This window comes from Nesterenkonia halobia, assembly GCF_039536005.1.
GTDB classification, from domain to species: domain Bacteria; phylum Actinomycetota; class Actinomycetes; order Actinomycetales; family Micrococcaceae; genus Nesterenkonia; species Nesterenkonia halobia.
This window is the reverse complement of the sequence record NZ_BAAAYG010000005.1, coordinates 359,964-379,394: the sequence shown is the minus strand read 5'-3', so window position 1 is coordinate 379,394 and position 19,431 is coordinate 359,964. Positions and strand designations below refer to the sequence as shown.

The 19,431-nt window shown below is 74.8% G+C and carries 15 protein-coding genes; 8 read left to right on the top strand and 7 right to left on the bottom strand.

From position 1 onward, the window contains the following. Nucleotides 1-129: 129 nt before the first annotated feature. Genes ABD652_RS08285 through ABD652_RS08275 form a run of 3 tightly spaced genes read right to left on the bottom strand, consistent with a single transcriptional unit; the run spans nucleotide 130 to nucleotide 6,115 of the window. Complete coding sequence (locus ABD652_RS08285) at nucleotides 130-1,905, bottom strand: DUF5719 family protein (RefSeq protein ID WP_344720125.1); 1,776 nt, start codon at nucleotides 1,903-1,905, stop codon at nucleotides 130-132. Continuing rightward, nucleotides 1,902-5,630 carry a hypothetical protein gene (locus tag ABD652_RS08280; protein ID WP_344720123.1) on the bottom strand — a complete coding sequence of 1,243 codons (3,729 nt, stop codon included), beginning with the start codon at nucleotides 5,628-5,630 and terminating at the stop codon, nucleotides 1,902-1,904. Before ABD652_RS08280 ends, ABD652_RS08285 begins: the two co-directional genes overlap by 4 nt. Then, on the bottom strand, nucleotides 5,534-6,115 hold the full coding sequence (locus tag ABD652_RS08275; protein ID WP_344720121.1) for a WhiB family transcriptional regulator: 582 nt from the start codon (nucleotides 6,113-6,115) through the stop codon (nucleotides 5,534-5,536). Before ABD652_RS08275 ends, ABD652_RS08280 begins: the two co-directional genes overlap by 97 nt. Before the next feature lie 29 nt (nucleotides 6,116-6,144). Here ABD652_RS08275 and ABD652_RS08270 point away from each other — a divergent pair, with 29 nt between their 5' ends. Then, the gene (locus ABD652_RS08270; RefSeq protein ID WP_344720119.1) at nucleotides 6,145-7,158 is read left to right on the top strand and encodes a TIGR03089 family protein; all 1,014 of its coding nucleotides are present in this window, start codon (nucleotides 6,145-6,147) and stop codon (nucleotides 7,156-7,158) included. A gap of 21 nt (nucleotides 7,159-7,179) precedes the next feature. Here the strand turns inward: ABD652_RS08270 and ABD652_RS08265 are convergent, their stop codons facing one another. Further along, nucleotides 7,180-7,800 carry a GtrA family protein gene (locus ABD652_RS08265; protein ID WP_344720117.1) on the bottom strand — a complete coding sequence of 207 codons (621 nt, stop codon included), beginning with the start codon at nucleotides 7,798-7,800 and terminating at the stop codon, nucleotides 7,180-7,182. A 300-nt stretch (nucleotides 7,801-8,100) separates the two neighbouring features. Here ABD652_RS08265 and ABD652_RS08260 point away from each other — a divergent pair, with 300 nt between their 5' ends. The 4 genes from ABD652_RS08260 (at nucleotide 8,101) to manA (ending at nucleotide 12,948) form a co-directional block, all read left to right on the top strand. Continuing rightward, complete coding sequence (locus ABD652_RS08260; RefSeq protein ID WP_425574565.1) at nucleotides 8,101-9,264, top strand: 5-(carboxyamino)imidazole ribonucleotide synthase; 1,164 nt, start codon at nucleotides 8,101-8,103, stop codon at nucleotides 9,262-9,264. After that, nucleotides 9,261-9,842, top strand: coding sequence for a 5-(carboxyamino)imidazole ribonucleotide mutase (purE, locus tag ABD652_RS08255; RefSeq protein WP_153143140.1), 582 nt, complete (start codon nucleotides 9,261-9,263; stop codon nucleotides 9,840-9,842). The genes ABD652_RS08260 and purE overlap by 4 nt, the downstream gene beginning before the upstream one ends. Then, the gene (locus ABD652_RS08250; RefSeq protein ID WP_344720112.1) at nucleotides 9,842-11,473 is read left to right on the top strand and encodes an LCP family protein; all 1,632 of its coding nucleotides are present in this window, start codon (nucleotides 9,842-9,844) and stop codon (nucleotides 11,471-11,473) included. Before purE ends, ABD652_RS08250 begins: the two co-directional genes overlap by 1 nt. A 122-nt stretch (nucleotides 11,474-11,595) precedes the next feature. Next, nucleotides 11,596-12,948 (top strand): mannose-6-phosphate isomerase, class I, encoded by a 1,353-nt coding sequence (gene manA, locus ABD652_RS08245; RefSeq protein WP_344720110.1) that lies wholly within the window; start codon nucleotides 11,596-11,598, stop codon nucleotides 12,946-12,948. 526 nt (nucleotides 12,949-13,474) lie between these two features. Here manA and ABD652_RS08240 read toward each other — a convergent pair. Together ABD652_RS08240 and glpX are read right to left on the bottom strand one after the other, a co-directional pair. Beyond that, nucleotides 13,475-14,554, bottom strand: a complete 1,080-nt coding sequence (locus ABD652_RS08240) for a trypsin-like serine peptidase (protein ID WP_344720108.1) — start codon at nucleotides 14,552-14,554, stop codon at nucleotides 13,475-13,477. A gap of 119 nt (nucleotides 14,555-14,673) precedes the next feature. Further along, complete coding sequence (gene glpX, locus ABD652_RS08235; protein WP_344720465.1) at nucleotides 14,674-15,660, bottom strand: class II fructose-bisphosphatase; 987 nt, start codon at nucleotides 15,658-15,660, stop codon at nucleotides 14,674-14,676. Between the two features lie 478 nt (nucleotides 15,661-16,138). Between glpX and ABD652_RS08230 the strand changes: the two genes are divergently transcribed. Then, nucleotides 16,139-17,179, top strand: a complete 1,041-nt coding sequence (locus tag ABD652_RS08230; protein WP_344720105.1) for an acyltransferase family protein — start codon at nucleotides 16,139-16,141, stop codon at nucleotides 17,177-17,179. Here the strand turns inward: ABD652_RS08230 and ABD652_RS08225 are convergent, their stop codons facing one another. Beyond that, complete coding sequence (locus ABD652_RS08225; RefSeq protein ID WP_344720103.1) at nucleotides 17,180-17,923, bottom strand: TVP38/TMEM64 family protein; 744 nt, start codon at nucleotides 17,921-17,923, stop codon at nucleotides 17,180-17,182. A 100-nt stretch (nucleotides 17,924-18,023) separates the two neighbouring features. On the opposite strand from ABD652_RS08225, the gene ABD652_RS08220 reads away from it, so the two are divergent. Next, nucleotides 18,024-18,743 carry a DUF4245 domain-containing protein gene (locus tag ABD652_RS08220; RefSeq protein WP_344720101.1) on the top strand — a complete coding sequence of 240 codons (720 nt, stop codon included), beginning with the start codon at nucleotides 18,024-18,026 and terminating at the stop codon, nucleotides 18,741-18,743. A 43-nt stretch (nucleotides 18,744-18,786) separates the two neighbouring features. Then, nucleotides 18,787-19,413: a carbonic anhydrase gene (locus ABD652_RS08215; protein WP_344720099.1), complete on the top strand. Its 627-nt coding sequence runs from the start codon at nucleotides 18,787-18,789 to the stop codon at nucleotides 19,411-19,413. The last annotated feature ends 18 nt before the right edge of the window (nucleotides 19,414-19,431 follow it).

Here is a 19,431-nt window from a genome sequence, read left to right as displayed (position 1 = left end):
TCAGGTCGTCGACCGTGTTCGACTGAGCACCGCCGTCCACGATCGACACGCTCGGCAAGCCTGATGACGTTCCAGCCCTCAGTCAGCCGGTGTCCGCGCCGGGGCCCGGTCGCCGGGCGCGAGGCCGCCTCAGTCGCGCAGCCGCACGCGCACCGCCTGGTGCGGGTCGCCGAGCGGCTCGAGCCCGGTCATCGACAGCCCGTCCTCGCCGGAGACGCGCAGCGCGCCGACGACGGGGGCCCCGGGATCCGCGAAGACGATCGCCGCGGCCTGCTCGCCCCCGCCGTCCTGCCCGGAGAGCCGCAGGTCCTCGGAGTCGAGCGCGACCGAGCCCTCGGCCGGGATCTCGACGTCCCGCGGCTCGCCGAAGCTCCCGTCGCCGTCCATCAGCCGGTAGGTCGCCGTCGTCGCCTGCTCCTCGGCCAGCAGGTGCACCGATGCCTCGCCCGCGGCGGGCAGCAGCGTCCCCGAGCCGGCGCGCAGCCGCTCGGCGCCGGCCTGCCAGGCGAAGTCCAGGCCGGACGCTCCGGCATCCTCGCCGTCGTCGCCGCCGGACTGATCGCCGGAGACGGTCCGCACTGCCGCATGGGTCGGCTCCGAGGTGCGCACCACCACGTCATGCGCACCGGCCGGCACCCCGGCGAGGTCGATGGCCCGCACCGCGCCGCCGTCGACGCTGAACACCGAGGAGCCCTCCAGCGGCTCCAGGCCGTCCTCGCCGAAGACCTGCACCTCGACAGTCGCCTCGTCCTCGCCGGGCACGTGGACCCACAGCGTCCCGCCGCCGTCCGAGTCCGGCAGCGGGACCGCGGGCATCCGGTGCTCGCCGGCCGCCACGGCCCGGCCGGGCAGGAACTCGACGCCGGCGCCGACCGATCCGGCGGCCGCCGAGGACGTCAGCTGCGCGGCGACCGGCGCCCCGGAGGACTCCACGGAGACGCCGATCGCCCCGTCCTCGGCGAGCCCGGCGAGGTTCACCGTGCGCAGCGAGTCGCCGGGCACCACCACCGTGCGCGTGCCGGCGCCCGGGCGCGGACCGTCGGCGTCGTGGACGGCTACCTCGACTGAGGCCTCCCGCTCGGCCGGATTCGCCAGCGTCAGCAGCGAGGTCGCCTGCGAGCCGGTCTCCGGCCCCAGGAAGAACTGGTCGCGCTGCGGCACGGCGCACCGGGCGGCGGCCACGCCGCTGACCGGCCCGGAGGAGGCCGAGTACTCGAGCATCGCCGAGGCGGCGATCGGCGCGCCGCCGGGTCCCGGCCCGATCTCGAGCAGCGCGGCGCGCCGCGGATCCTCCTCGGTCACCACAGTGGTCTCCCGGTCGGCCAGCGCCGGGGCGGAGGCCCCCTCCGCCGGCGCGTCGGACCCTTCGACGACGGTCTCGGCGTCCCGGCGCCCGTCCTCGGCGAGCAGGGCCCGCCGCACCTCGGGGAAGCTGCCGGCGTCGTCGACGGCGAGGACGAGCCCGTGGAGGACCGAGGAGGCCGAGTCGTCGCGCTGCTGGTAGGACACCCGCCCGTCGGAGCTCAGCGTCTCCGGACGCCCGGGCATCGGCGGGCAGACGAACGGCGTGTCCGCCGCGGCGGTGGGGAACAGCGGGGCGTCCACCGGGCGCGTGCCGGGGGCGGCGTCCGTCGTGTCGCGGGCGATGGATCCGCCGGCGACGGCGACGACGGCGAGCACCGCCAGCACCGCCGGCACGGCGCCGGCCCGGCCCCCGCCGCGGCGTCGCCCGCCGGCGTCCGGCGTCGAGCCGGCATCCCGCGTCGTGTCAGCGTCCGGCGTCGTGTCAGCGTCCGGCGTCGCCGGAACGGCCGGCTGCGGCGTGCTCGCGGACCCGCGACGCCGGGCGCGACGTCGGTCGCGCTGCAGGCGGCGGATATGGCGACGGACCTTCTTCGCGCTCATGCCTCCCCCTCGGATCGTGCCGCGGGCCGGTCGCCGAGCTCGCCGCGGGTGGCCACCGGCAGCAGCCGCACCCGCCGCGGCAGCGGCACCGCGATCAGCGCCACCAGCACCAGGACGGCGGCGACGGCGATCAGCGCCGGCGCGCGCCAGACGCTGCCATGCTCGACGACGAGCTCTCCGGACAGCTCGCCCTCCGGCAGGCGGAACTGCTGACCCCACAGCGGCGGGCCCTCGCCGGAGCCGCCGGCCAGCGACTCCAGCGGCTCGCCGTCCAGCTCCGCGGACCAGCCCGCGGCCGGGGCGGTGGCCAGCTGCACGTGGACATCCCCCGCGGCGGCCTCGGCGGAGAGGCCCTCTCCCCCGTCGGGGGCGGCGAGCGCGTCCAGGTCGACGTCGACCCGCCCGCCGTCGGCCGGCAGCAGCGCCAGCGTGGTGCCCTCGGCATCGACCAGCCGGGCCCAGGAGGTGGCCGCACCGCTCATCGACGCCGCCCGCGGGAGCCCCGCGGCGTCCTCGAGGTCGGCGCGCCAGAGCTGCCCCTGGTCGGTCGGCCCCACGCCGACGAGTCCGGCGGCAGTGTCCACTGCGCCGGCCAGCGCCCCGTCGCCGGGGCCGTCGACGACCACGAAGCCCACCGCCAGCTCCTCCATCAGCGCCGGCACCTCGGCCGCTCCGGGCGTGATGAGCGCGGAGATGAGCTGGCCGGTGCGCGCGCGGCCGGGGCTCAGCTCGGCCACCGACCCCTGCACCGGCTCCTCGACGGCGGCTCCGTCGCCGCCGCCCAGCCACGTCGGCAGCAGCTCCGGGTCGGTCCACAGCGGCGCGTCGCCGGCGGTCAGCGCCGACCGGGCGGAGTCCAGAGTGCGGCCGGAGCCGGCGACCAGCTCGCCGACCACGCCGTCGGCGGAGCTGGTCAGCACCAGGGTGCGCAGCGCCGCCGGCCCCTCGCCCTGATCGGCGGCGGTGGCCGGGAGCTGCCGCACGGTGCCCGCCCGGATCGCCGCGGGCTCGGCGGTCATCGCCGTCAGCGCGGGCCGGGAGCCGGAGCCCTCCAGCACCCGCGGCGCGGCCCAGGAGCCGACGGAGGCGACCACGGCCAGCACCAGCAGCGTGGCCAGCACCGGTCCGGCCGCGGAGCCGGCGCGCGGCAGCGCCCGGGGCAGCCCGTCCAGCAGACGGGATGCGCCGAGGAGCAGGCAGAGCATCATCACCGAGACCAGCGGGGCCGCATGCGCCGGCGTCAGCTCGACGCCGTCGTCGCCGACGGCGACCAGACCGGCGGCCGCCGAGACCAGCAGCGTCAGCAGCAGCGTTCCGGCGACGCCTCGCACACCGGCGGACCGCGGCCCGGCCGCATGCAGTCCGGGCAGCAGCAGCCCGGCCAGGCCGAGCAGCAGCAGCGGCAGGCCGATGACCAGCATCAGTCGCAGCGCCCAGTGCGGAGTGCTCAGCAGCTCGGGCAGCCAGTCGAGATCCGGCCCGACGCTGAGCCCGGCGGCCGGGTCGACGGCGCGGGCGTGGCCGAGCAGCTGCTGCCACAGCGGGGCCGGGTCCGCGGCCAGCAGACGCGTCGGCGCGGAGAACAGCACGCCGAGCACGTTCTGCCCGGTCAGCGCCGCCGCGCCGAGCATGGGGGCCGCCAGCGCCAGCGAGGGCAGCGGGATCAGCCAGAAGGTGCGTCCGCCGCGGGTCAGCGCCGCGAGGACGCAGACCAGCGTCGCCGGAAGCAGCAGGATCGGCGCGGCGGCGGTGACGGCGGCCAGCAGCAGCGCGGTGCCGGCGGCGTGCTCCCAGGAGCTCGCGCCGCCGCGCGCCTCCGGGCCGGCGGCGGCCGGTCGGCGGCCCGCGGCGCGCACGCCGAGGCGCACCACCAGCGGCAGCAGGATATGGGCGATCACTGCGCCGAGGCGCCCCTCGCCGAGAGCGGTGTGCAGGCTCGGCACCGCGACCCACAGCAGCGCGGCGAGGATCCGGGCGGTCGCGGCGGCGGTGACGACGCCGGCGGCGGCCCAGGCGGTCAGCGCGGCCAGCGGCAGCGCCAGGATGGTGAGCCAGACCAGCACGGCGGAGGCCTGTCCGGCGCTGAGCACCGAGAGCACCAGCAGCACCAGATCGAAGGGATTCGCCGCGGCCAGCCGGCCCAGCCCGTCGGTCGCGACCAGGCTCGTCGTCTCGGCGAAGACCTCCCCGATCGTGTCGGAGACCGGCAGCGCGGCACCGCCGACGACCGCCTCGGCCCCCAGCAGGCCGCGGTGGACCAGCAGCGACAGCGCCGTCAGCCCGAGCAGCAACAGGAACAGGCCCAGCCGGTCCCCCGAGCGTCGCGAGGCCAGCTGATCGAAGTCGCCGTCGCCGGAGCCGCCGGCGAGCATCGCGGCGTCCTGGGCGCCGCCGTCGCCCGACGGCGGGGCCACGGTCTGGGCGGTGAGGCTGCGCCGTCGCTCGGCGCGCACCGTCGCCGCCGGGAGCCGCAGCCGCCGCGAGGTCCGCCGGCCGTCGCGGACCAGCTCCCGGGCGGCGCGGGTCGAGGCGAGGCGCTCATCGCGACGCAGCCGCTCCAGGACGGCGCGCCGCCCCTGGGCGGCGAAGCGCCGGGTCTGGACGAGGGCACGCAGATTCAGCAGGGCCCGGGCCGAGGCGACCAGCTCGCCGACGCCGGCGTCGGGGGCCTTCACCGCGGTCAGCCCGACCAGCCGCAGCAGCGCGGCCAGCCAGCCGCCCAGCCAGATCACCGGCGTCGCGAGCAGCGGGACCTCGGCCAGGCGCCGACGGATCTGTCCGATCCGCTGCTCGGCGGGCAGATGCAGCGTGCCGCCCAGCCGGTGGACCTGCTCGCGGCGCGGCGGGGTCAGCCGGCGGATGCGGGCCTGCGGCGCGACGACGACATGGGCGCCGACCTCGCGGGCCCGGTCGGCGAAGCGCGCGGCGGCGTGGTCGCCGGAGATGGTGGGATCGAAGCCGCCCAGGTCGCCGAACAGCGGGGCGTGGACGAGCATCCCGTGCAGCGAGGCCGCTCCGACGGCATCGCGGCCGTCGTACTGGCCCTGGTCCAGCTCCATCGGCTCGGTGGTGGGCACCACCTCCCCGGAGCGAGCGCTGGAGAGTCCGACGTCGACCAGCCGGTCCGGCCCGTCCGCGCCGACGTCCCGGGCGTCGTCGACGCCGTCCGGCGCGGCGTGCAGCTGCTCGGCGCCGACGATCTGCAGCGCCGCGTGGGTCTCCTCGTCGGTGACCGTCAGCAGCCGTTCGACCAGCTGCTCCAGCGCATCGGGGGCCGGGAGGGAATCGGCGGTGAGGATCCACAGCCACTGGTGGCGTCCGGCGAAGCCCTCCGGCAGCTGCCGCTCCAGGCTGCGCCAGAGCGGCGTGACGCGTTCGCCGGCCACGCCGCGGGTGGAGATCCGACGGGCGTGGGCCGGGTCGCGCAGCAGCCGCGACTGCAGCGAGCGCGAGAGGTCCTCCGGCCCGCGGAATCCGGGCGCGGAGAGCTCGATGATGGTGTCGGGGGCGCGCGTCTGGGCCTCGAGGGCCGCCCGCAGCTGCGCGACGGCGCGTCGTTCTCCGGACGCGGAATCGCCGCCGGCGCTCAGGACGACGGCGGCGATATGCGGCGCGGCGAGGGCGGCGATCAGACCGCTCGCTTCCTCAGCTTGCGGCGCTCGCGCTCGGACATGCCTCCCCAGATCCCGAATCGCTCGTCGTTGGCCAGCGCATAGTCCAGGCACTCCTGCTGCACGGTGCAGGCGCCGCAGACCTTCTTCGCGTCACGGGTCGAGCCGCCCTTCTCCGGGAAGAACGCCTCCGGGTCGGTCTGGGCGCAGAGGGCGTCGACCTGCCAGGCGAGCTCGCCCTCGATCTCCTCGGCCGGGATCAGCGAGGGCAGCCCCAGCCAGACGCCGTCGCCGGAGCGCCCTGCCTCGCCGTCCTCACGGTCGGTGCGGTCGGTTCGGTCGGAACGGCGGGAGGGAGCCTCGGTCAGCGACACGGGAGCCTCGACGGGCTCGGCGGCGCGCCGATCCTGGTCCGCCTCCTCGTGGTCGGCGAGGTAGGCGGTAGCCTGGTCGTCCAGGCTCCGACCATGCTCGAGACCCTCGGCGGCGTCAGGATCGGCCGGGTCGACGAACCAGTCGGCGGGGACGTCGAGTCCGGACCGTCGCGTCGGTCGGGACGTCTCCTCCTGCTGTTCGCTCAGCCGCTCTGCGTTCCCCATCAAGGGCCTCCCCGTCGTGGTCCATCTCGGTGGTCTGTCGGATCCGGCAGGACCCGTCGAACGTCTCGTCTCCGGCGGCATTCCGGGGATCCGGGGCCGCCGCACCTAATTACACTGGTGTAGGCAACTATCCGTCAAGTGCCGTCGACAGCCGCCCCCTACCCCACTCCGGCCCGCCGTCGCGGGCGACACGCCGCGGGGCAGCGGGCCATGCATCGGCGCGCCGCGTCCAGGAGGACCTCATCGCTCCGCTGATCCCGACCACGAGTTCACACGAGATTCCCAGCTCCTGCCCAGCGCTGCTGGAGCTGCTCGCCGCGCGCCCGCAGCCGGCCGTCGTCTGGTACGGCCCCGAGGGCGAACGCGTCGAGCTCTCGGGCCGCGTGCTGCAGAACTGGGCGGTCAAGCTGATCGGCCTGCTGCGCGAGGAGGTCGAGCTGGTCCGCGGCGCGACGGTGCTCGTCGACACGACCCCGCATTGGAAGGCGGCCGCCGTCGTGCTGGCCTGCCGGGCGCTGGGCGCCGAACCGCGGATCACCCGCCGCGACGCCGCCGCCGACTCCGCCGCGGATGTCGGGGCCGACGCCGATCCGGCGCTGGTGGTCACCGACCGGCCCGCAGCCTGGGAGCGATCCCCCGCCCTGGGCGACGCCGAGCTCGCCGCGCTCTCCCCCGGCCTGCTGGACGGCTCCTGGGCCGAGGTCGCCGGCGAGGAGCTGCCCGCCTGGGTGCTGGACGTCTCCGCCGAGGTGCGCCAGCATCCCGACCAGCTCGTCGAGCCGCTGGAGGAGCTGCCGCTGCCGGCGCTCGATCTGGAGGCCCTGGACCGCCTGGACGGGCTGATGGTGCTCGAGGCGGACGCGGCGACGACGGCGTCCTCCGTCGCCGCGGACTGGGCCCGGTGGGCCCTGCGCGGCTGGACCACGCAGACCGCCGCGGAGCTGCTGAGCCTCTGGGCCCGGGGACGGCCGGCGGTGCTCGTCGACGCCGAGCCCGGCGGGCCCCAGTGGGAGCGCGCGCTGGCCGACGAGTCGGTCGGCTGATCAGGCCGCCTCGTCGGCGGATCAGTCCATCTCGCCGGCGGACCGCGTCCCGGTCGGGCGGTCGGCCGGACGCTCCGCCCTCCGGTCGCCGTCGGCCGTGCTGTGCTCGCCGTCGCCGGCTGTGCCGTCCTCCCCGACCACCGGCACCTCGCCGGTGAGCAGCTCCCGATCGGAGAGCATATGGGCGTGCTGGTCCTCCTGGTCGCCGGTGAAGACCCAGAGCTTATAGGCGACGAAGCGGAACGAGGTGGCCAGCACCAGACCGATGACGTTGCCGGCGATGAAGACCTGCGTCACCGAGTCCAGGCCGAGCAGATACTTGCTCACGCCCACGCAGCCGGTCTGGATGCCCAGGCCGATCGCATTCATCACCAGGAAGAGCATCAGCTCGCGGGCCTTGCCCGCCGACCGCTTGTGCCGGAAGGTCCAGTAGCGGTTCGCCACCCAGGAGAACAGCGTGGCCACAGTCCCTGCGATGACTTTGGCCTTCAGCTGCGAGTCGGGCATCGGCCCCTGCAGCAGCGCCAGGAAGACGCCGGAGTCGATGATGAAGGCCAGACCTCCCACGACGCCGAACTTCGCGACCTCCCGCCAGAGCCTCAGGAACAGATCGACGGCGCAGCGGGCCAGACGGGCGATCATGGGTGGTCGGACTCCTGGTCGGTCGACGGCGGCGGGGCGGAGGACCGGCGAGGGTCTCCGGGCGATGCCCAGTCTACGGATCCCGTCGGGCGATCAGCTGGACGTCGGCCCGGCGCCGGCTGAGAGGTCACCCCTCCGGCGTGTCCGCCTGATCCTCTCCGGGACGGTGATGCCCCATAATGAGGGACTGTGACACGACCAGCCGCTCTCCCCGCGTCCCGCCCCGCCCGTCCCGGAGGTCCGGAGACCGGAGCCCGCCCGCCGCGCGTCGGCGTGCTGGGCGACGGTCAGCTGGCCCGGATGATGGCTCCGGCCGCCGCCGAGCTCGACGTCGAGCTGCACCTGCTCGCCGGCTCGGCCGAGGCCTCGGCCGCCCAGGTCATCGCCCGCACCACGCTCGGCGACCACCGCAGCGTCGAGGACGTGCTGGCCTTCGCCGCCGCCGTCGACGTCGTCACCTTCGACCACGAGCATGTCCCCGACGACGTGCTCGCCGCGCTGGCCGGCGCCGCAGTGCCCATGCATCCCGGTCCGCAGGCGCTCGTCCACGCCCAGGACAAGCTGAGCATGCGCCGCGCCGTCGAGCGCCTGGGCCTGCCGAACCCGCGCTGGGCCGCCGTCTCGTCGGTCGAGGAGCTGGTCGCCTTCGGCGGGGAGGCCGGCTGGCCGGTGGTGCTGAAGACGCCGCGCGGCGGCTACGACGGCAAGGGCGTGCGGATCGTCGACGACGCCGCCTCCGCCGACGAGGCCGCCGACTGGTTCTCCCGCGCCGCGGAGCAGGGCACGCCGCTGCTCGCCGAGGAGAAGGTCCCCTACACCCGCGAGCTCTCCGCCCAGGTCGCCCGCTCGGCCGCCGGCGAGGTCCGCGTCTACCCGGTGGTCGAATCGCTGCAGACCGACGGCGTCTGCGACGTGGTCACCGCGCCGGCCCCGGTCGCCGTCGACGACCGCGAGGGGGCCGAGCGGCTGCGCGAGGCCGCCCAGATCGCCGCGACGCTGGCCGAGGAGCTCGACGTCACCGGCATGCTCGCCGTCGAGCTCTTCGAGATCGCCGACGGCGAGCGCGCCGGCGTCCACGTCAACGAGCTGGCCATGCGCCCGCACAACTCCGGTCACTGGAGCATGGACGGCGCCGTCACCGGCCAGTTCGAGCAGCATCTGCGCGCCGTGCTGGGGCTGCCGCTGGGTGCGACCGACCCGATCGCCGGCCCGAGGTCGACGACGGTGATGAAGAACATCCTCGGCGGCGCCGCCGAGGATCTGCACGCCGAGTCCCTCGAGGCCATGCGCGCCGCGCCGACCGCCAAGATCCACCTCTACGGCAAACAGCCGCGGCCGGGACGGAAGGTCGGCCACGTCACCGTGGTGGCCCCCGGCGGCGAGACCGGCGCCGACGTCGCCGCGACGCGCCGGACCGCCGAGGAGACCGCCCGCCGCATCGCCGAAGGGATCGAGAGCCGATGACCGACGCCGCCCCGTCCACGCCGACGACCCCCGCCGCGCCCGAGACTCCGCAGGTCGGACTCGTGATGGGCTCGAACTCCGACTGGCCGACGATGCGCGCCGCCGCCGAGGCGCTCGACGAGTTCGGCGTCAGCTTCGAGGCCGACGTCGTCTCCGCCCACCGGATGCCCCAGGAGATGCTCGACTACGGCCGCCGCGCCCATGAGCGCGGCCTGCAGGTGCTCATCGCCGGCGCCGGCGGCGCCGCGCATCTGCCGGGCATGCTCGCCGCGGTGACGCCGCTGCCGGTGATCGGCGTGCCGGTCGCGCTGAAGCACCTGGACGGCATGGACTCGCTGCTGTCCATCGTGCAGATGCCGGCCGGCGTGCCGGTGGCCACCGTCTCCGTGGGCGGGGCGCGCAACGCGGGCCTGCTGGCGGTGCGCACGCTGGCCGCCGGCACCGGCGAGCAGGCCGCCGCGCTGCGCGAGCGGCTGCTCAGCTTCCAGCAGGAGCTGGCCTCCTCCGCGCATGCCAAGGGCGAGGCCCTGCGGGACGAGGCCGCCGAGCTGCCCACGAACCGGAGCCCGCTGAGCTGATGGCCGGATCCAGCGTCTCCTACCACCGCTTCACCACCGAGCCGGAGGTGCTGCGCAGTCCCCGGACCGGCTCCGAGACCGACCGGACGCGCCGGGCGATCCTGCTGCTGGCGCTGACCCTCGTCGTCCCCGGCGCCGCCCAGATCGCCGCCGGGTCGCGGAGACTGGGCCGGGTCGCACTGGCGGTGACCGTCGGCGTCTGGGCGACGCTGCTGCTGGGCCTCGTGCTGTTCTTCACGCTGCGGCCGCTGCTGCTCAATCTGCTCACCCGGCCGGTGTCGCTCTGGACGGCCACTGTGGTGCTGGCGCTCCTCGCCGTCGGCTGGGCGATCCTCTGGCTGGACACGCTGCGGCTGATCCGGCTGGGCTCGCTGGCCCCGGGCATGCGGCCGATCATCGGCGCGCTCACCGTGGTGCTGCTGGTGCTGACCTCGGGCTCGCTGGGGTGGGCGGCGCATGCGGCGAACACCTCCCGCGAATCCCTGGGCGGGATCTTCTCCTCCGGCCCCTCCCTCGACCCGGTGGACGGCCGCTACAACTTCCTGCTGATGGGCGGCGACGCCGGCGAGGGCCGCCAGGGGCTGCGCCCGGACTCGATCCACGTGGTCAGCGTGGACGCCGACACCGGCGAGTCGCTGATGATCTCCATCCCGCGCAATCTCCAGAACGCGCCGTTCCGCGAGGGGTCGCCGCTCTGGGACGTCTACCCCGAGGGCTACTCCTGCGGCGACGAGTGCATCATCAATTTCCTCTACACCGACGTGATGCAGGAGCATCAGGATCTCTACCCCGACGCCGAGGACCCCGGGGCACAGGCGATGATGGACGCGGCCTCCGGCATCCTGGACCTCGACATCCAGGGCTACGCGATGATCGACATGGGCGGCTTCACCGAGCTCATCGACGCGATGGGCGGAGTCGAGGTCGAGTCCGGCGGCTGGGTCCCGTACCGCGGCGTCCGCCCCGACGGCTCCTGGGGCGACACCTGGTTCGAGCCCGGCACCCTCGAGCTCACCGGCACCGAGGCGCTGGCCTATGCCCGTTCGCGGGATTTCTCCACCGACTACAGCCGCATCCAGCGCCAGCAGTGCATCCAGCAGGCGATGATCGACCAGTTCGACCCGCAGACGCTGGTCACCCGATTCACCGAGATCATGCGCGCCGGCGAGCAGGTCGTCGAGACCGACCTGCCGCAGCAGCAGCTGGGCTCCTTCGTCTCGCTGGCGGCGCAGGCCAAGGAGCAGCAGCCCGAGCAGCTGGTGCTGGGCCCTCCGGACTTCGGCGAGCTCGGCGACCTGTTCTCCACCTACCCGGACTACGACGCGATCCATCAGCGCGTGGACGAGATCCTCGCCGAGCAGGACTCCTCCGGCGACGGCGGCGGGCTCTTCGGCGGCGCCTCCGGCGGCCCGCCGCCCGGGCATCCGACGCTGGCGGCCATGGTCGCCGCGCCGGCCGAGGGCGACTCCTCCGCCGGCGCGGACGGCTCCGACGAGGAGGACGAGCTGCCCACTCAGCCCGACGGTTCGCCGCTGACCCGCGAGTACCTCATCGAGGCCCAGGACGCCGGGCAGACCGCGATCCTGGAGGAGGCGGCCTCGACGAACGACGAGTGCACGCCGGCGGGCTGAGCGGCCGGGAGGTGGCCGCGCGGTGACGGCGAGGTGACGGTGCGTCGGCGCCGCGGTGAGCCGTCGGCGCGTCACGGGACCGGCCGGACTCGCCGGTGACCGCCGCTGGTATGCTTCGAGCGATGTTCCGGATGATCAATCCCGTGCAGGACTACGCCTGGGGGTCGACCTCGGCGCTGACCGAGCTCTTCGACTGGCCGCCGTCCGCAGAGCCCCGGGCCGAGGTGTGGATGGGCGCCCACCCGACGGCGCCCTCGCAGGTCGTCCTCGACGACGACGGGCCCGAGACGACGAGCTTGGACACGCTGCTCGCCGACCACCCGGAGCTGGCCGGCGCCGCCGACGGCGGCTCGGCCCGCGCCGCCGGTCTGCCCTTCCTGCTGAAGGTGCTCGCCGCCGCCCGGCCGCTGTCCATCCAGACGCATCCCGACGCCGAGCGGGCCCGCGCTGGCTTCGCGGCCGAGGAGGCCGCCGGCATCCCCCGCACCGACCGCCGGCGCTGCTATCCCGATCCCAGCCCCAAGCCCGAGCTGCTCGTCGCCCTCGACGAGTTCGCCGCGCTGAGCGGCTTCCGGGACGCCGACGAGGCCGCCGAGGACCTCGAGGCCCTGGTCCGGCTGCTCCGCGCCGACGGCGCCACGGCCGACAGCCCCGACGGCTCCGAGGCCGCGGCGGCCGTCGGATCGCTGGCCGACCTGCTCGCCGCCGAGGACCACCACGGAGCGCTGGAGGAGATCCTGCGCGGCCGCCGGGAGGAGTTCGTCGCCGCCGCCGAGCGGATCACTCGGCTCCTCGCTCCCGAGGAACCGGACCTCCGCGCCGACGTCGTCGGCCGCCCCGGCGGGCTGGCGCCGTCGACGGCGGACACGCTGCGCCGGGTCGCCGCGGCCTTCCCCGGCGATCCGGGACTGCTGGTGACCGTGCTGCTGCAGCGCGTCGACCTGCGGCCGGGCGAGGCGCTCTTCCTGCCGGCGGGCAACCTGCACGCCTACCTGCACGGCGTCGGGGTGGAGGTCATGGCCAGCTCGGACAATGTGCTCCGCGGCGGGCTGACCGGCAAGCATATCGACGTCGACGAGCTGCTGGCCGTCACCGAGGCGCGCCGCCTGCCGGTGCCGCACTGTCCGCCGACGACGCCGGCGCCCGGCCGTCGCCGCTACACGCCGGACTGCCGCGACTTCGCCCTCGAGCGCATCGAGCTGCCCGAGGCCGGCTCCCCGCTGCCGCTGGCCGACGAGGGACCGGCGGTGCTGCTCTGCACCGCCGGGGAGCTGGTCGTCGAACGCCTGGCCGAGGAGGACCGGACCGGCTCTGCCGAAGACGCCGGGGTCGCCCTCGGGGCCGCACGCGGGGCCGCACGCCTGAGGCTGCGACCCGGCCAGTCCGCCTTCCTGCCGGCGACGGCGCGCCATCGGCTCGTCGGCGGAGGCTCCGGACAGGCCTTCCTGGCCACGCGCGGAGCCGTCCCCGCCTGAGACGTCCGGACCGGCCCGCGGATCAGGGGCGCCGACCCTGCCCGTCGCCCGACTCGTCCGCGTCGCCCGAGTCGTCCGCAGAGCTCGGGTCGTCCGCGTCGCCCGAGTCGTCCGCAGAGCTCGGGTCGTCCGCGTCGTTCTCGTCGCCCGCGTCGTGCGGGGGCGCCGGCTCCCCGCCGGCGTCGCCCGGGGCGCCCCCCGGCGGCTCACGCCGCTGCTCGCGGCCGCGGGCGGCCCGGCGGCGCCGCGGACTCCAGTGCGCACGCGCCTCCTCCGGCGCGGAGGCCCCGCGACCGGAGGCGACGCGGGAGAAGCCTGACGATTCCGGACGCGGCGCGGCGTCCCCGTTCTCCCCGTCCTTCCCGGACTCCCCTCCCTCTGCGGGCGAAGCGTCCTCCGTCGGCGAGGGTCCGTGGGCGTGGCGCCGTGCTCGGCGCCCGGAATCGTCAGGAGTCACTGGGCTCCTCGCCGTCGCAGCCCGCGGAACGGGCGGGAGGACGGCCTCGGAGCAGTGCACCGGTCGCGATCATCGCGACGCGGCATAGGTGTAGACCTCTTCGACGGCCGGCCCGAAGTACGGGCCGTACATCGTGTCGGGATCGTCCCGGTAGCTGTACGAGTTCACCGAGTTCTGCGCCCCGTCGGGCCCGTCGCCGATGAACCACGGCCCGCCCGAGGATCCGCCGGTCATGTCGCACGGGATGCCGCGCGTCGAGGAGCCGTAGGGATCATCCTGCGCCTGCCCCTGGCAGCGGTGCAGCGCCTCGCCGTCGTAGGGCGAGACGGCCGGGTAGCCGTAGGCGGTGAAGAACAGATCCCGCGGCTGGTCGAAGACGATCGGCGAGGCCTCGCCGACGACCTCGGCGGCGGTGCGTCCGTCCCGCGTCTCCAGCACGGCGAAGCCGGCGTCCTGCTCGAAGTCCCCGGACTCGGCCCAGGCGGCGGTGGTGGTCAGCTCCTCCGCCGCCCAGAGCCCGTGCTCGGAGACGCCGTGGTCATAGGCCGGGGCGAAGACGAGGTTGTCGACGAACTCGCCGCCGTCGACCACGCAGTGGCCTGCGGTGGAGACGGTGGACCCGTTCGCCGACTCCACCAGATTGCCCGAGCAGACGAAGTCTCCCTCCGCGGTGGAATAGAAGATCTTGCCCACATGCGGGCTCGCGGCGGGATCCTGCGCGCCGGACCCGGCCTGCTCCTGGCGCGAGTCGCGCCCCTGCTTCGGGCCGGCGGCCGGCCCCCGGCCGGCCTGTGCGGCAGTCGCCTCCGGAGGCCCGGCGGCCTCCCCCGGGCCGCGGTCCGGCCCCAGGTCGACGTCCGGCCCGAGCCCTCCGGGGCCGATCGTCCCGAAGAGCGACGAGGTGACCTCGCCGGCGCGCCCGGCGGCCTGCTCCGGCAGCGCCGGGCGGGCGGCGGCCATGCGCCGCGGCGTCCAGTAGTCGGCGGCCGCGTCCTGGTCGACGGCGTCCAGCTGCTCGACGGGGACTCCGCCGGCCCCTCCGCCGTCCTCCGGCGCGCCCGGCGTCGCCGCGGCCGGTCCGGCGAGCATCACGCTCGCTCCCAGTCCCAGCACTCCGCCCACTCCGAGCAGCCGCCTGGTCCGCATCACGGCCGTCCCTCCCATCAGGTATGCCATAACCTCGTCGTCGACTGTGACCCGTTGCACAGTACCAATCCGAGCGATCGTTGAGAAGTGCCGCCGGGAGGCGTCGCCGCCCGAGCAGGGCGTCAGTGCCGCGTGTAGGCCTCCCACTTGCGCGCCTGGTGCTCGGCCTCGACGGTGCGCACAGTCCCGGACTTCGACCGCATGACGATCGACTGGGTGTGCACCGTGTCGCCGTGATAGCGCACGCCGCGCAGCAGGTCGCCGTCGGTGATGCCGGTGGCGGTGAAGTAGCAGTTGTCCGAGGTGACCAGGTCCTCGGTCGCCAGCACCTTCTCGACGTCGTGGCCGGCGTCGGCGGCGGCCTGCCGCTCGACGTCGTCGACCGGCGCGAGCCGCCCCTGGATCACGCCGCCGACCGCACGGATGGCGCAGGCGGTGACGATGCCCTCCGGCGTGCCGCCGGTGCCCATGAGGACGTCGACGTCGGAGCCTTCGCGCGCCGCGGCGATGCCGCCGGCGACGTCGCCGTCCATGATGAAGCGCGTCCGGGCCCCGGCCTCGCGGATCTCCTCGACGAGCCCGGCATGGCGGGGGCGGTCGAGCACGCAGACGTTGAGCTGATTGATGCGCTTGCCCTTGGCCTTGGCGATCAGATGCAGATTCTGCTTCACCGGCAGGCGCAGATCCACCATGTCCGCGGCCTCGGGCCCGGTGACCAGCTTGTCCATGTAGAAGACCGAGGAGGGGTCGAACATGCTCCCCCGCTCGGCGACGGCGAGCACCGCCAGGGCGTTGTTGTAGCCCAGCGCGGTCAGCCGGGTGCCGTCGATCGGATCCACGGCGACGTCGGCCTCGGGGCCGCTGCCGCTGCCCACCCGCTCGCCGTTGAACAGCATGGGCGCCTCGTCCTTCTCTCCCTCGCCGATGACGACCACGCCGTTGAGGTTCACCGTGCCCAGCAGCGCACGCATCGCGTCCACCGCCGCGCCGTCGGCGCCGTTCTTGTCGCCGTGGCCGACCCAGGCGCCGCCGGCGATGGCGGCGGCCTCGGTCACGCGGACCAGCTCGAGGGCGAGATTGCGATCGGGCTCGGAGTCCCCGACGGCCAGCCGGGGCGAGAGGTGGGAGAAGTCGTGGGACTCGCCGCCGGGCGGGGCCGCGGCGGCGGAGACGTCGCCGGCCGCCCCGGCGCTCGTGCTGCTGGTCTGGTTGCTGGTCTCGCCGCTGGTCTCGGTCTCAAACACGTCGGACACGTCGTCGGGCCACCTGTTCGTCTCGTGGGAGGGCGAGTGCCTCGCCCCAGGTCAGGACGGCGTCGACAGGGCCGAGCGGTCGCGCCCGCAGCCCTCTCGGCTCGGGCGCCCCGCGGGGCTCGCGGCGACGCCGCCACGTTCTGATCGTAGCCCGGCGGAGCCTCGCGAGTCTCGACGCCCCGGCGAATCCCGGCGCCTGTGACGTGTGACGAAGCACTCACCGATCTTCCCGCCCCGGATGAGATGCCGGGACGGCGGCGCGGATCCACCCATCTCCAGCGAGTGCCCAGGCGTCTTCCAGGCCACGCGAGGTGCCCTTGTTACTGTCCGAAGGATGAGTTCCCGCGACCATCGCCTGGACCGGGCCAAAGGCATCCTCATCGTGCTCGTCGTCCTGGGCCACTTCCTGACCCGCGCCTCGGGCTGGGACTCCGAGACGCTGCGCGCCGTGCAGACGACCATCTACTCCTTCCACATGCCGGCCTTCATCTTCCTGGCCGGCATCACCGCGAAGTCCACGCGGCTCGCCGAGCGGACCACGTTCTTCCTCGTGCTGCTGGTGACCGCCATCCCCGCCTACTACGGCTGGATGGCGCTGCTCGACCTCGACGTCGGCTTCGACGGCGTGACCCCGATCTGGCTCACCTGGTTCCTGATGGCCATGGTCTGGTGGATGCTCTCGGTCCCGCTCATCGAACGGCATCCCCGGACCATGCTGACGGCCTCGCTCGTCGTCGGGCTCGTCGGCGGGATCATCCCGAGCCTCGGCGACGAGTTCGCCGTCGCCCGGACGCTGACCTTCTGGCCGTTCTTCGTCGTCGGCAAGCTCTACGGCGCGCGCATCCTGACCTGGGCCGGCGAGCGCGGCCTCTCCGGCCGGACGGCGCTGACCGGCGCCGCCGTCGTGCCCGTGGCGCTCTTCATCCTCGGCGACGTGGACAAGATGTGGCTCTACGGCAGCCGCAGCATCGAGTGGTTCGACGTCGGCGTCGTCGACGGTCTGGGCATGCGCGCCGCCGTCGCGCTCAGCGCGGCGCTGACCACGCTGGTGCTGCTGGCCTGGACGAGCCGACGCGACGACGTGGTGGCCACGCTCGGCCGTCGCTCGCTGGCGATCTATCTGCTGCACGGATTCGCGGTCCGCCTCGTCGAGGGCCCGCTGCACCTCGTCTCCGGGCTGCTGCCCGTCCCGGCGACGCTGGTGCTCTGCCTGGTGCTGGCGGCCGGCACCACCTGGCTCTTCGCGCTCTCGCCCTTCGACGACGGCGTCCGGCGCTACGCCCAGAGCGTCACTCGCGTCGTGCTGGCTCCGCTGACCTGGCTCGACGGGCTGCGGCGCCCGGCGCCGGAGGCGCGGGAGTCCGCCGTGCGCTGATCAGCCGGCCCGGCGCCGCTCGCCCGGCAGGGATCGGCTCGAGGCGCCCGTCCAGCTGCGCCACGCCCAGACGGTCATCCCGATCACCAGCGCCCAGGTGCACACCACCCACACCCCGGGGACGACGCTCGGGTCGGCGATGAAGGCGCCCACCGAGACCAGCGAGACCTGCCCCGGCAGCGTGGAGACCAGGCCGGCGACGAGGAACGTCCGCTGCGGCACGCCGAAGGCGCCGGCGCCGTAGTTCACCGGCCAGTAGGGCACTCCCGGCATCAGCCGCAGCACGCAGAGCCCGGCGAATCCGGCATCCTCGAGGTGGCGCTCGACCGTGGCGGCGTGGACGCCCAGCAGGCGGCGCACAGTGCTCCGACCGAGCGCCCGGGCGAGCCAGTAGGCGCCCCAGCTGCCCAGCAGCACCCCGACCACGGACAGCAGCGAGCCCTCGATCACGCCGAAGAGCAGGCCGCCGGTGATCGCCATGATCGTCACCGGTATCGGCGTCATCGCCACGAGCGCATAGAGCCCGGCGAAGGCGATCCAGGCCACGCCGCCGAGGCCCTCCAGCCGGCGCTGGAGCTCGTCCACCGAGGGCAGGCGGACGTTCACCGCGAGCCAGAGCATCGCCAGCAGCAGGAGCACCAGCAGCACGTTGCGCGCCCAGACGCCCCATCGGGGCCCGGCCGGAGCCGCGGCGTCGGGGGTCGGGCGGGCGACGTCGCCGGCGTCGTCGGAGGTGCGATCCACCCGTCCGATACTACGCGGGAGCAGGCCCCGCCGCCCGCGTCGGGGCCGCCGCCGGGGTCGCCGCCGGGGCGGCCGCGCAGACTCTGGAACAATGGGCCGGGTGAACGAGCGCGAACACGACGAGACGAGCGAGCCGGCGCCCGCCGGCCGGGACGGCCATCAGGACGCCGACGCGGGGACCGAGGCCGCGCACGAGGACGCACGCGACGAGCAGCCCGTGACGCCCCAGCTGACCCCGGCTCAGTCCCGGCGGCTCTCCCAGCCGATGGTCGGCATCCTGCTGTCGGTGCTGGTGACCGTCGGGGCCGTGGCCGTGCTGATGCTGATGAACCCCTCCCCCGACCCCGAGCCGTTCACTCCGGACGAGGACGTCGAGGCGGCCGCCGGCCCGGTCGCCGACGTCGCCGGCTTCGCTCCGGTGGTCCCGCAGGTGCCCGACGACTGGACGGCGAACTACGCCCGATGGAAGGGCGGCGAGGAGGTGACCCACTGGGAGGCCGGCTACACCACCTCCGAGACGGACTTCGTCGGGTTCGCCCAGACCGACGCGGCGAACCCCACCTGGATCGCCCAGGAGGTCGACCAGGCCCCGGAGGCCGGCACGACCACTCTCGAGGGCATGGAGCTGACCATCCGACGGGACGAGGACGCCGACCGTGAGCACTTCGTGCTGGACGCCGCGGAGAACACCGTCGACGGCACCACAGTGGTCATCAGCGGCGACGCCGACGACGCCGAGTTCGACGCCGCGCTGCGGGCGATCCTCGCCGGCCTGGGCGAGGGGCCGGCCGCCTCCGACGGCTCCCCCTCCGCCCCCTGACGACTCCGACGACGACCCTGAGGAACTCACCACGAGGAGAGCGATGACCGAGACCGCCACGAACACCCCCGCCGCGGCCTGGCAGGAGCTGGCGCGGGGCAATGCCCGCTTCATCTCCGGCGAGGCGCGCCATCCGAACCAGGACGCCGCGCGGCGCGACGAGCTGACCGGAGGCCAGAGCCCGAAGGCGGTCGTCTTCGGCTGCTCGGACTCGCGGCTGGCCGCCGAGATCATCTTCGACGTCGGCCTCGGCGACATCTTCGTGGTGCGCACCGCCGGCCAGGTCATCGACGACGCGGTGCTGGGCTCGCTGGAGTACAGCGTCGACGTGCTCGACGTGCCGCTGATCGTGGTGCTCGGCCACGACTCCTGCGGCGCGGTCACCGCCGCCATCGACTCCACGGAGGCGGCGACGACGCCGAACGGCTTCGTGCGCAGCCTGGTGGAGCGGATCACCCCCTCCGTGCTCTCCGCTCGCCGGAAGGGCATCACCGACGTCGACGGCACCGTCGAGGAGCACATCGCCCAGACCGCCGCCCGGCTCACCGAGCATTCGCGGTCGCTGCACGAGGCCGTCGAGGCCGGCCGGACCGCAGTGGTCGGGGTGACCTACCGGCTGGCCGAGGGCCGCGCCGACGTCGTCTCCTCCATCGGCGACGTCGAGGGCTGAGCAGGCGGCTCACCGCTG